This is a genomic window from Caulobacter sp. GW821-FHT09A05 (genome assembly GCF_059418465.1).
Genome location: NZ_JBWKPX010000016.1, coordinates 96,384 through 108,533 on the forward strand (window position 1 = coordinate 96,384; position 12,150 = coordinate 108,533).

Below are 12,150 nucleotides of genomic sequence, written 5' to 3' on the forward strand. Positions count from 1 at the left end.
TTGTCGCGCCGCGTGCTGGACGCTGAAGGGCCGCCGACCTATAGTCCGGCCGCTTCGCAACGCCTTGGCGTTGCCCGAAACCCTCCCGAATCCGGGACCCTTGCGAGATTGGTGCTTACGCGGTGCTGAAAGCGATCTTCACGTGGTGGAACGGCGCGACCATCGGTCAGCGCTTCCACATTAGCCGTCGTGGCGTGTTCGTCGGCCAGGACGACTACGGCAACCGCTACTTCGAAGCCCGAGACAACAGCGACAGCTATGACGACCGCAAGCGCCGCTGGGTCATCTACGAAGGCTACGCCGAGGCGTCCAAGGTGCCGCCGGAATGGAGCGGCTGGCTGCACTACACCTTCGACGAGCCGCCGACGACGGCGCCGCTGAAGCGCCGCGCCTGGGAAAAGGACCACCATCCCAACCTGACCGGCACCATCCACGCCTGGCGGCCGAAGGGCTCGCTGACCCGGGGCGGCGAACGCGCGGTCGCCACCAGCGACTACAAGCCCTGGTCGCCCGAATAGGATGACGAACCGGCGGCTCTTGACGGGCGTGGCGACGCTGGCCCTGGCGGGTTCGCTCGCCGGCGGCGGAGCCTGGGCGTTGCAGAATACGCCGCAGCAACCCCCGGCCGCCCAGGCGCCGCCCACGGCTCCCGCGCCGGTCGTCGCGCCGCAGCCGTCGCGACCGACGCCGGGACCGCGCCCTGCGGCGCCCGCCGCCACGCCCGCGACGACCCCCTCGGCCTCCGCCTCGGGCGCGCCGGCCCAGGCTTCGCCGCCCGCCAAGCCCGCGGCGGCCGCGGCCGACAAGCCGGCCGAGCCGCTCAAGCGGGCCCGCTCCTCGGTCGCCGTCCTCCAGGCGCTGGACAAGGTGACGACCGAGACGATGCGGTTCGAGGCTCCGGTCGGTCAGCCGATCCGCTACAAGACCCTGATTTTCACGGTCCGCGCCTGCGAGACCACGGCGCCCGACGAGGACGCCCCGGATTCGGTGGCCTACGTCACGGTCGACACCCAGCCCAAGGCCTTGCCGGGCCGGGTGGCACCCCCCGGACGCCAGATCTACAAGGGCTGGATGTACGCCAATTCCCCGGGCCTGAACCCGCTGGAACACCCGGTCTATGACGCCTGGTTGATCGCCTGCAAGACCTCAGCGCCGGTGGCGCCGGCCGCCAGCCGATAGAAGTCGGCCTGTGCCGTCCAGGCCCGACCCAGGCGACGGCGATAGTCGGCCCGAGAGATCTCGGTGGTCCCGAACTGTTCGAGATGCTCGGTGATGAACTGGGTGTCCAGCAGCCGATAGTCGCCGACGATCAGCCGGCCCGCCAGATGGACCAGCGCCACCTTGCTGGCGTCGCGGCGGATCGAGAACATGCTTTCGCCGAAGAAGCAGGCGCCGAACGCCACCCCGTAGAGCCCCCCGACCAGGTCCTCGCCGTCCCAGCACTCGACGCTGTGCGCCAGGCCGCGCGCGAACAGTTGGCCATAGAGCCGCTGGATCGGATTGTTGATCCAGGTCTCCAGCCGGCCCGGCCGCGCGGCCGCGCAGGCTTCGACAACCGCGTCGAAGGCCGTGTCGATACGGATTTCGAACGGCTGCGCCCGGACGGTGCGGGCCAGACGGCGCGGGACGTGCACGCCGTCCAGCGGCAGCACGCCCCGGCGTTCCGGATCGATCAGGAAGATGCTCTCGTCGTGGCGGGCGTCCGCCATGGGAAAGACGCCGCGCTCGTAGCAGGCGATGAGATCATCGACCGTGAAGGCGTCGTCCATGGCGTTCCGCCCGACCCTTTGAGCAGAACCTAGCCCTGCGCCTTGATCCAGCGCTCCAGCCAGTGGATGTCGTAGTCGCCGGCCAGGATGTCGGGTTGCACCAGCAGGTCCTGGAACAGCGGAATCGTCGTTTCGATGCCGCCGACGACCATTTCGCCCAGGCACCGACGCAGGCGCGCGATGCATTCCTGGCGATCGCGGCCATGGACGATCAGCTTGCCGATCAGGCTGTCGTAATAGGGCGGGATCGCGTAGCCCGTATAGATCGCCGAATCCAGCCGGACGCCCAGGCCGCCAGGGGCGTGGAAGTCGGTGATCGTGCCCGGCGAGGGCGTGAACGTCCGCGCGTTCTCGGCGTTGATCCGGCACTCGATGGCATGGCCTTCGAAGACGACGTCGTCCTGGGTGAACGACAGCGGCAGGCCGGCGGCGATGCGGATCTGCTCGCGGACCAGGTCGATGCCGGTGATGGCTTCGGTCACGGGATGCTCGACCTGCAGGCGGGTGTTCATCTCGATGAAGAAGAACTCGCCGTTCTCCCACAGGAACTCGATGGTGCCGACACCCAGATAGCCGATCGCCTTGACGGCATCGACCACGATCTTGCCGATCTTGGCGCGGTCGGCCGCGCCGAGGGCGGGCGAGGGGGCTTCCTCCAGGACCTTCTGGTGGCGGCGCTGCAGCGAACAGTCGCGTTCGCCCAGGTGCACGACATTGCCATGGCTGTCGGCGATGACCTGCAGTTCGATGTGGCGCGGCTTCTGGAGGTAGCGCTCCATGTAGACCGTGTCGTCGCCGAACGCGGCGCGGGCTTCCGAGCGGGCCGTGGAGACGGCTTCGGCCAGGTCCTCGCGGGTCTGGGCCACCTTCATGCCGCGCCCGCCGCCGCCCGAGGCGGCCTTGATCAGCACGGGGAAGCCGATGCGCTCGGCGGCCTCGAAGGCCTCTTCCTCGGTCGACACGCCGCCGTCCGAGCCCGGCACGACGGGAATGCCCGCGTCCTTGACGGCCTGCTTGGCGGTGATCTTGTCGCCCATCATCCGGATATGCTCCGGCTTGGGCCCGATGAAGGTATAGCCATGCGCGCCGACGATCTCGGCGAAGCGGGCGTTCTCGGACAGGAAACCGTAACCCGGGTGGATCGCCTGGGCGCCGGTGATTTCCGCGGCAGCGATGATCGACGGGATGTTCAGATACGACTTGGCGGCCGAGGCCGGACCGATGCAGACGCTCTCGTCGGCCAGGCGCACCCACATGGAATTGGCGTCGGCCTCGGAATGGACCGCCACGGTGGCGATGCCCATTTCCTTGCAGGCGCGGTGAACCCGAAGCGCGATCTCGCCTCGGTTGGCGATGAGGATCTTGTCAAACATGCCGATTACTCGACGATGACGAGCGGCTCGCCGAACTCGACGGGCTGGGCGTCTGCCACCAGGATCTCGACGACCTTCCCGGCCTTGGGAGCCGAGATCGGGTTCATGGTCTTCATGGCTTCGACGATCAGCAGGGTCTGGCCGGCGCTCACGGTGTCGCCCACCTTGATGAAGGCGTCGGCGCCGGGCTGCGGCGACAGGTAGACGGTGCCGACCATCGGCGACTTCACGGCTTCGCCGGCATGGGCGGCCGGCGCGGGCGCGGCGGCTTCGGCGGCGGGCGCGACCGCGGCTGGGGCGTAGGCCGGCGCGGCCGGGGCCTGGACATACTGGGTCGCGGCGGCGGCGACGGTCAGTTCCCGGGCGACCCGGATCTTCAGGCCCGCGTGTTCGACCTCGATCTCCGAGAGGCCAGTGTCCTTCAGGATGTCGGCCAGCTTGCGGACCAGGCGAGCGTCGATCGACGGGGTCTCGACCGGATCGGCGGGGGCCTTGGGATTGGACATGGAAGCTTACCTTGCTGTCTTCTGAAGCCGGGGTCGCCGGCTAGTTCGCGCCGATCAGGCCGGCTGCGGCCTCGATCGCCAGTTCATAGCTCGCCGCGCCGAAGCCGGAGACGATCCCGGTCGCCGCGAGCGAAACGAAGGTGTGGCGGCGGAAATCCTCACGCGCCGCCGGGTTGGACAGGTGACACTCGATGACCGGGATATTCAAGGTCTTCAGGGCGTCGAGGAGAGCGATCGACGTGTGGCCGTAGCCCGCCGGATTGATCACCAACGCGCAGGCTTCTGTCCGGGCTTCCTGAACCCAGTCGATCAGCACGCCTTCGTGATTGCTCTGCCGGAAGACGACGGAAAGACCCCGAGCGGCCGCGCGCGCCTCGCAGCGCGTACGGACATCGTCGAGCGTGTCCTTGCCATAGATCTCGGGCTCGCGCGTTCCCAACAGGTTGAGATTGGGTCCGCTCAGCACATGGATCGGTTTTACCATTCGGCTCCGCCGTCGATTCCGGGAGGTCTTGTATAGCCGGTTCCCCCGCGTCACAAGCAGGGCTCGCTTAGGAGGTGACATGAGGCTTCTATTGAACGGCGAGGAACGGGATGTCGCCGGGATCGCCAGCATCGCGGATCTGGTGTCGGCCCTGGGCCTGGACGCCCGCAAGGTGGCGGTGGAACGCAATCTCGAGATCGCGCCGCGCTCGACCTACGCCGACACCGCCTTGGCCGACGGCGATCGGATCGAGATCGTCACTTTCATTGGGGGCGGGTGAGGCTGCGGGTTTGAAACCCGGGATGGGCGGGCGTAAATGCAGGTCATGAACGCGCACGCCCCCCCCGAATCCGCCGTTTCGGCCATTGACGCCGAAGACACCTGGACCGTCGCCGGCCGGACCTTCCGCTCCCGGCTGATCGTCGGCACCGGCAAGTACAAGGACTACGCCACCAACGCCGCCGCGGCGAAAGCCGCTGGCGCCGAGATCGTCACGGTGGCCGTACGCCGCGTGAACCTGACGGATCCGACCCAGCCGCTGCTGGTCGATTACGTCAAACCCACCGAATTCACCTTCCTGCCCAACACCGCCGGCTGCTTCACCGGCGAGGACGCGGTGCGCACCCTGCGCCTGGCCCGCGAGGCCGGCGGCTGGGATCTGGTGAAGCTGGAAGTGCTGTCCGACCCAAAGACCCTCTATCCGGACATGGAAGAGACCCTGCGCTCGCTGAAGCTGCTGGTCGCCGAGGGTTTCCAGGTGATGGTCTATTGCTCCGACGATCCCGTCTACGCCCGCAAGCTGGAGGAGGCCGGCGCGGTGGCGATCATGCCGCTGGGCGCGCCGATCGGCTCGGGCCTGGGCATCCAGAACCGCGTGAACCTGCGGATCATCGTCGAGAACGCCGGGGTGCCGGTGCTGGTCGACGCCGGCGTAGGCACGGCGTCGGACGCGGCGATCGGCATGGAGCTGGGCTGCGACGCGATCCTGATGAACACCGCCATCGCCGAGGCCAAGGATCCGATCCGCATGGCCAGGGCGATGAAGCACGCGGTGATCGCCGGCCGTGAGGCCTACCTCGCCGGCCGGATGCAGAAGCGGCTCTACGCCGATCCCAGCTCGCCGCTGGCGGGCCTGATCTAGGCCGGAGCCTAGACCTTCTTGGCCTTGCCGGCTCGGGCCTGGTCGATCGCCAGGTTCAGGGCGTGCATGTCGGCGCCCGGGATCATCTGGTCGCCCACGAGGAAGGCCGGTGTTCCCTCGATGGCCAAGGCCTCGGCCAGGGCGTGGGTATCGGCCAGGTGCTGGGTCGTGGCCTCCGACACGCCCGCCGCGCGAGCCTTGGCCACGTCGATGCCGATCTGCTGGGCGATGCGGACGACGCCCGCTTCGTCGAGGCTCTTTTCGGCCATCAGGCGCTTGTGCAGTTCGATGGTCTTGCCCTGGTCCTTGGCCCCCAGGACCATGCGCGCCGCGACCTCGGAATCGTGGCCGAAGATCACGAAGTCCTTGAACACGAAGCGCACGTCCGGGTTCTTCTGGATCAGCTCGACGATCTGCGGCGCGGCCAGCTTGCAGTAGCCGCAGCGGTAGTCGAAGAACTCGACGACGGTGATCGAGCCGTTCGGGTTGGCCACGAAATCGCGCGGGTCGCGCTCCAGCGCCTGGCGATACTTGGTCATCGCGCTCTGGGCCGCCTTGGTCTTTTCGGCCACCCGCTTTTGCTGGAGCTTGTTGCTCATCTCGACCAGCACCTCGGGGTGCTCGATCAGATAGGCGTGGACCTTTTCGCCGAACGCCTTGTCGGCGTCGGCCTTCCCGCAGCCGATCAGGGAAAGGGCGGCGAGGGACGCGGCGGCGAACGCCAGCGGGCGGGACGTCAGGGGCATGGAGATCTCTGAAAAGGGGCGGCCTAGCGGCGCAGACCCGAGGTGACGGCGCCTTCCTTGGCCAGGTCCTTGAGATCCTGGTTGGAAGGGTTGGAGGTCAGGACGATGTCGGTGGCGCGGCGCCATTCCACGCTGTCCTTCTTGAGCAGTTCACGGGCGCGCATGGCGAAGACCCGGGCTTCCTGGGTCGCGCCCATGTTGAAGTACTGCTCGGCGGTGGCCAGGCGCGCCTGGCCGTCTTCGCCGCGCTTGTCATAGGCCTGGGCCAGCAGGCGCCAGGCGACGGAATTGTCGCTTTCGTCGAGCAGCGAGCGCTTCAGCTCGTTGATGCCTTCCTCGACCTTCTTGGGGTCGTCGAGTCCGATCAGGGTCTGGCCCAGATTGACCCGCAGCAAGGCGGCGTCGGGTTTCAGCGCCACCGAACGGCGCTGCGGCTCCTCGGCTTCCTTGACGCGATTGAACTCGAACAGGATCTGGCCCTTCAGCTCCCAAAGATAGGGATTGTTCGGGTTCTCGGTGATCAGCCCGTCGAGGATCTTCAGGGCCCGGTCGGGCTCCTTCATCTGGTAATAGGCGATGGCGCGCGCGTAGCGGGCGGGGAAGGCCCGGTCGCTTTCCTTGTATTTCACGATCGCCACGCCGGGATTGATGAAGCCCTCCAGCTTGGCCTTCATGATCTCGTGCTCGGCCAGGGATGCAGGATCGTCGACGGCGTTGTAGTGCGGCAGTTTTTCGACCCGGCTGCGCAGGGCGTCGATCCGATCGCCCGATAGCGGGTGGCTGCGGAAATAGGCGAAGCGCCGCGACTGGTCGAAAACCTCCTGGTAGCGGAAGTTGTCGAAGAACTCGACGAGGCCGCGGCCCGACTGGCCGGTGGCTTCCAGAAAGCCGGCTCCGGCCTGGTCGGCGCGCGATTCCTGGTCGCGGCTGTAACCCAGGGCGCCGAGCTGGCCGAAATAGGAAGCGTTGCCCATCAGAACCGCGCCGGCGTCGGGTGCGCCGGCCAGGGCGGCCAGGACGCCCAGGCCCATGGTCAGGATCATCGGCTTGAGGCCGGCCCGCATCATTTCGCCCGAACGCAGCGGGTGAGCCCCGGCCAGGTGCCCGGTTTCGTGGGCGATGACGCCTTTCAGCTGATTGGGCGTCTCGGTCTGCAGGATCAGGCCGGTGTTGAGGCCCATCATCAGGCCCTGGGTCGCGAAGGCGTTCAGTTCCTTGTCGCCCACCAGCAGGATGCGGACCGTCTTGGGGTCCAGCCCGGCCGCCGCGTAGATCGGGTCAGCGTCGCGGTGAAGGATTTCCTCGATCTCGGTGTCACGGATCAGCGAAGGGCCGTTCTGCGCATGGGCCGGCGCGACGGGAGCGAGGATGGCCGCCAGCAGGGCCAGCACCGACAGCGCCGATCCCGTCTTCCTGGTCATTTTTTCGGAAGCCGCCCTTACCCGGGAGGTCATCGAAACTCTCCTGATCGCGCCCCCGCGCTCAAGCCGGCAGTCTAGCGCGGTTCTCGACGGGCTGGGAACCTTCCGTCGAACGCACCCCGCGGATATAGGCGTGAAGCTCGGCGGGACCAGGGTCCCGCCGAGCTTCATCTCAGGATCGTCAGCCCCGACGCCACCAGCCGCGCTTGGGCTTCTCCGGCGGGGTCAGGATTTCGGCCGGGTCGGGCTCGACGACGACCGGAACCGGTTCCGCCGCGGCGACCGCGACGGGCTCCGGCTCGACGACCGGAGCGGGGATCTCGACTTCGGCCGCGACAAGGGGCGTTTCCTCGATCGCCTCGATCGCCTCGACCGCTTCGATGACGGGCGCTTCAACGGGGGTCTCGGTCGGCGCCTCGGCGTCGGCGGCCTTGCGTCCCCGACTGCGGGGACGGCGCGCCTTCTTGGGAGCCTCGTCCTGCGGCGGCAGTTCCACCCAGACGTCGGCCGGCGGACCTTCGATCACGGCCGGCGGCAGAGGCGCGACTTCCAGCTCGGCGACGTCGACCCGCAGGGCGGGGGTGCGTTCGGCGCGGGGCGCGTCCGGCGCCTCGGTCCGTTCGCCGCGTTCACCGCGACCGCGTCCACGACGACCGCCGCGGTCACCGCGCTCGGCGCGCTCAGGACGCTCGGCGCGTTCCGCGACCGGGGCCTCCACGCGTTCCGGACGCTCGGAGCGCTCGGGGCGGGCGCCGCGACCGTCGAGTTCGGCGGGATCGTGCCAGACGAAGGCGTTCTCGCCGAACGGCACCCGCGGGCGGGTCCAGGCGAAGGCGTCGGCCGGACGATCGCCGTCCTCGCGACCGCCGCGACGACCGCCGCGACGCCCCCGGCGACGGCGACGGCGGCGCGATTCCTCGTCCTCGCCCTCGATGTCGCCTTCAGCGCGGTCGGCGCCTTCGGCGTCGTCCTCATCCTCTTCGCCGAGGGCCTCGGCCGGGGCCTCGTCGCGATCGTCGCGACGGCCGCCGCGACGGCGACGCTTGCGGCCGCGACGGCCGCTTTCGTCCTCGGAGGTTTCGGCGCGGGCCGGCCGGGCGGCGCGGGGGGCTTCGTCGTCCTCGCCCTCGTCTTCGTCCTCGCCGACGATCTCCTCGTCTTCTTCGTCTTCCTCGTCCTCGAACGTCTCGTCGTCATAGACGGGGTCGGGCTCGATCGGCGCGAAGATCTGCGGGGCAGGGCGCTCGCCCAGTTCCGTGCGGTCGATGTCGTGCTCGGCCTGGTGCAGGCTGTCGTCGACCAGGACCGTGACGAACAGGGCGTGGGTCTGCTGCAGGCGCAGCAGATAGGCGCGCTTTTCGTTGAGGATGTAGATGCCGACCGGCCGGCTGACCTTCAGGGTGACGGCGCCGCCGCCCTTCAGGGCCTCGACCTCGACCGCGCGCAGGGCGGCCAGGGCGCTGGATTCGACCGAGCGGACGCGACCGGTGCCGTCGCAGTGTTCGCAGACGTGGGTGGTGCCTTCCAGCACGCCGGTGCGGCGGCGCTGGCGGCTGATTTCCATCAGGCCGAACCCGCTGATCTTGCCCATCTGGATGCGGGCGCGATCGTCCTTCAGGGCGTCCTTGAGGACCTTCTCGACGGTGCGGTTGTTCTTGGCTTCATCCATGTCGATGAAGTCGATAACGATCAGGCCGGCCAGGTCGCGCAGGCGCAGCTGGCGCGCCGCTTCCTCGGCGGCCTCGACGTTGGTCTTGAGCGCGGTGGCCTCGATGTTGCGCTCGCGGGTCGCCTTGCCCGAGTTGACGTCGATGGCGACCAGGGCCTCGGTCTGGTTGATCACCAGATAGCCGCCGGACCGCAGCGGCACGACCGGCGAATAGATCTGGGCCAGATGGTCCTCGATCTTGTGCTTGACGAACAGCGGCGCCGGCTCGCGGTAAGGGAAGACCTTCTTGGCCTGGCTCGGCATCAGCATGCGCATGAAGTCGCGCGCTTCCTTGTAGCCGGCCTCGCCCTCGACCCAGATGCCCTCCAGGTCCTTGTCGTACATGTCGCGGATGGCGCGCTTGACGAGGTCTTCCTCCTCGTAGATCAGCGCCGGGGCGATCGAGTGCAGCGTGTTGTCGCGGATGTTCTCCCACAGGCGCAGCAGGTACTCGTAGTCGCGCTTGATCTCGGCCTTGGTGCGCTTGGCGCCCGCCGTGCGGACGATCAGGCCCATGCCCTGCGGCACGTCCAGGCCCTGGACGACGCTCTTGAGGCGCTTGCGGTCGGTGACCGTGGTGATCTTGCGGCTGATGCCGCCGCCGCGCGCGGTGTTGGGCATCAGGACGCCATAGCGGCCCGCCAGCGACAGATAGGTGGTCAGGGCCGCGCCCTTGTTGCCGCGCTCTTCCTTGACGACCTGGACCAGCATGATCTGCCGGCGGCGGATCACTTCCTGGATCTTGTACTTGCGCATCAGGCGGCGCTTGCGGCGCGCCAGTTCTTCCTCGACGGCGTCTTCCTCGTCGTCGACCACGTCGCCGTCATCGTCCTCGCGGGCGTGATGGTGATCGTCCTCGTCGTCATGCGAATCGTCGCGCATCAGCGCTTCGCGGTCGGCGACCGGGATCTGGTAGTAGTCCGGATGGATTTCGTTGAAGGCCAGGAAGCCGTGGCGATTGCCGCCATACTCGATGAACGCAGCCTGGAGGCTGGGCTCAACGCGGGTCACCTTGGCGAGATAGATATTTCCTCGGAGCTGCTTTCGGGTCTGGCTCTCGAAATCGAACTCTTCAACCCGCGTACCATCCACGACCACCACACGCGTCTCTTCGGCGTGGGCGGCGTCGATCAACATCTTCTTCGACATAAAGGGTATCTCCACGGCGCGCGGCGGACGCTAGGTCCGGGCGCCGATATGATTGAAAGGCGCGCACGTCACCGCCCGTCGCCCCGCCGAAGCGGTTGCGGTAGGTCGGTCGCCAAAGGCGGTCGGGTGCGGCGCAGCCCATAAGGTTTCTGTGTTCCTTAAACGCGCCGGAGGGCGCGGATCGGATGGAGCGTCGACGCCGGAGCGGCTTAAGGGTCCGACGCGAACCCTGCGGGACGATCCAGCGAAGGCTTCGCGCCTCACGCTGGTAATCGAGCCCAAACTCGTTTCAGTCCGGCGGCTCCGGCCGCGGACGCGGATTGCACCCTAAGGAATGCAAGCACGTCCGTGAGATAGGAGCCGCTCACGCTTTCCGCCATGACGATCACGGCGCTCAGCGCGCGGACCATAGTGTAGCAACATCGTATCGTAAAAGAAAAGCGCTCGACTGAACGGACCTGCGCGGCCTTGTCGCGCCTTGGGTTAACGCTTTCTCTACCCGAAAATGCGGATATCGGTTTTTAGGTTTAGATTGGGCCCTTGGGGCGAACGGCGGCATGAGCAAGGTCTTGATCTGGGCGGCGAGGACGGGGTGGGCGCGGGCGGCCATGATCCTCGGCGGCCTGGCCCTGGCCGGCGTCGCCGTGGCCATGGCCCAGGGGCCGGCGCCCGCCGCCGGTGTCCAGAAGGTCCGCTTCGGCGGCGACCGCAACGAAACCCGGATCGTCATCGACCTCGATCGCGCCGCCACCGGCAAGCTGCTGGCCGACGGCGCCGCCGATCGCCGTGTGGTGATCGCCCTGCCCAACGTCTCGACGGCGGGCGACCTGCAGGGCGCGGGCCAGGGTCTGGTCGAGCGCTGGGCGATCGACGAAGCGGCGGGAGGGGCCCGTTTGCGCCTTGACCTGAAGGCCAACGCCGAGGTCCGCCGGCGCTTTCTGCTGCCGCCGGGCGATGGCGCCTCGGCCTATCGCTACGTCATCGATCTGAAGTCCACGGACGCCCCCGGAACGGCGCCGCCGCTGGCCTTGAAGCCAACGCTGGTCTCGGCGCCGGCGAGGGCCCCGGCCCTGCGCCTGAAGAAGGTGATCGTCATCGACGCCGGCCACGGCGGCAAGGATCCCGGCTCGTCGGGTTCCGACACCGCCGAGAAGGACGTCACCCTGGCCGCCGCCAAGGCGCTGAGGGCCAAGCTGGAGAAGTCTGGCCGCTACACCGTGGTCATGACCCGGCAGTCCGACACCTTCGTACCGCTGGAGGCGCGGGTCCAGATCGCCCGCCGGGCCGATGCGGATCTGTTCATCTCGCTGCACGCCGATTCGGGACCCGACGCCACGACCCGCGGCGCCAGCGTCTACACCCTGTCGGAAAAGGGCACCGAGCGCGTCGCGCGGGTGCTCGAGAAAGACGACTGGCTGATGAAGGCCAACCTGCCGGGCCGCGACCGCGCGGTTAGCCAGATCCTGCTGGACCTGTCGCAGCGCGCCACCAAGAACCGCTCGGCCGCCTTCGCCGAAACCCTGCTGCAATCGGTGGGCGAGGAGACGACGCTGCTGCGCCGCAGCCATCGCGACGCCGGCTTCATCGTGTTGCTGGCGCCCGACGTGCCGGCCGTGCTGCTAGAGATGGGCTTCATCACCAATGTCGACGACGAGAAGCTTCTGAAGTCTTCGGCTGGTCGCGGTCGACTGATGGACGCCGTCGCCGGGTCGATCGAATCCTATTTCGCGGCCCAGACGCGCCTGGCCGCCCGCTAAGCCGGAAGGGCCGGCCCGCCTGGGATGGCGAGAGCCGTTGGCGCCTTGCCCGATGCGCGCTAGAGGACTCGAACGGAGCGGGCGAAAGTGCGTCGC

General features: G+C 68.1%; 12 protein-coding genes. 5 read left to right on the forward strand and 7 right to left on the reverse strand.

Features of this window, described 5'->3' with window-relative positions; translation table 11 throughout:
- The first annotated feature begins 122 nt into the window (after positions 1–122).
- Positions 123–518, forward strand: coding sequence for an NADH:ubiquinone oxidoreductase subunit NDUFA12 (locus AC07NX_RS16315; protein WP_494643202.1), 396 nt, complete (start codon positions 123–125; stop codon positions 516–518).
- Between the two features lies 1 nt (position 519).
- Positions 520–1,179: a DUF2155 domain-containing protein gene (locus tag AC07NX_RS16320; protein WP_494643204.1), complete on the forward strand. Its 660-nt coding sequence runs from the start codon at positions 520–522 to the stop codon at positions 1,177–1,179.
- On the opposite strand, the gene aat is transcribed toward AC07NX_RS16320, so the two are convergent.
- Genes aat through AC07NX_RS16340 form a run of 4 tightly spaced genes read right to left on the reverse strand, consistent with a single transcriptional unit; the run spans position 1,116 to position 4,132 of the window.
- Positions 1,116–1,769, reverse strand: coding sequence for a leucyl/phenylalanyl-tRNA--protein transferase (gene aat / locus AC07NX_RS16325; protein WP_494643206.1), 654 nt, complete (start codon positions 1,767–1,769; stop codon positions 1,116–1,118). The genes AC07NX_RS16320 and aat overlap by 64 nt on opposite strands.
- A gap of 29 nt (positions 1,770–1,798) precedes the next feature.
- Complete coding sequence (gene accC, locus AC07NX_RS16330) at positions 1,799–3,142, reverse strand: acetyl-CoA carboxylase biotin carboxylase subunit (RefSeq protein ID WP_494643207.1); 1,344 nt, start codon at positions 3,140–3,142, stop codon at positions 1,799–1,801.
- A 5-nt stretch (positions 3,143–3,147) separates the two neighbouring features.
- A complete protein-coding gene (gene accB, locus AC07NX_RS16335; RefSeq protein WP_494643209.1) occupies positions 3,148–3,648 on the reverse strand; it encodes an acetyl-CoA carboxylase biotin carboxyl carrier protein in 501 nt (166 codons plus the stop codon).
- Positions 3,649–3,688: 40 nt separating this feature from the next.
- A complete protein-coding gene (locus tag AC07NX_RS16340; protein WP_310078814.1) occupies positions 3,689–4,132 on the reverse strand; it encodes a type II 3-dehydroquinate dehydratase in 444 nt (147 codons plus the stop codon).
- A 79-nt stretch (positions 4,133–4,211) separates the two neighbouring features.
- Between AC07NX_RS16340 and thiS the strand changes: the two genes are divergently transcribed.
- Together thiS and AC07NX_RS16350 are read left to right on the forward strand one after the other, a co-directional pair.
- The gene (gene thiS, locus AC07NX_RS16345) at positions 4,212–4,412 is read left to right on the forward strand and encodes a sulfur carrier protein ThiS (RefSeq protein WP_035076945.1); all 201 of its coding nucleotides are present in this window, start codon (positions 4,212–4,214) and stop codon (positions 4,410–4,412) included.
- 45 nt (positions 4,413–4,457) lie between these two features.
- Positions 4,458–5,273, forward strand: coding sequence for a thiazole synthase (locus AC07NX_RS16350; protein WP_494643210.1), 816 nt, complete (start codon positions 4,458–4,460; stop codon positions 5,271–5,273).
- Between the two features lie 8 nt (positions 5,274–5,281).
- Here AC07NX_RS16350 and AC07NX_RS16355 read toward each other — a convergent pair whose 3' ends face one another.
- The 3 genes from AC07NX_RS16355 to AC07NX_RS16365 all read right to left on the reverse strand — a co-directional run bounded on the left by AC07NX_RS16355 (position 5,282) and on the right by AC07NX_RS16365 (position 10,297).
- On the reverse strand, positions 5,282–6,019 hold the full coding sequence (locus AC07NX_RS16355; RefSeq protein ID WP_494643211.1) for a DsbA family protein: 738 nt from the start codon (positions 6,017–6,019) through the stop codon (positions 5,282–5,284).
- Between the two features lie 23 nt (positions 6,020–6,042).
- The gene (locus AC07NX_RS16360) at positions 6,043–7,440 is read right to left on the reverse strand and encodes a M48 family metalloprotease (RefSeq protein ID WP_494643213.1); all 1,398 of its coding nucleotides are present in this window, start codon (positions 7,438–7,440) and stop codon (positions 6,043–6,045) included.
- Between the two features lie 181 nt (positions 7,441–7,621).
- Entirely contained in the window at positions 7,622–10,297 is a 2,676-nt protein-coding gene (locus AC07NX_RS16365; RefSeq protein WP_494643214.1) for an Rne/Rng family ribonuclease, read from the reverse strand.
- A gap of 557 nt (positions 10,298–10,854) precedes the next feature.
- Between AC07NX_RS16365 and AC07NX_RS16370 the strand changes: the two genes are divergently transcribed.
- Entirely contained in the window at positions 10,855–12,054 is a 1,200-nt protein-coding gene (locus AC07NX_RS16370; protein WP_494643215.1) for an N-acetylmuramoyl-L-alanine amidase family protein, read from the forward strand.
- Positions 12,055–12,150 lie beyond the last annotated feature (96 nt).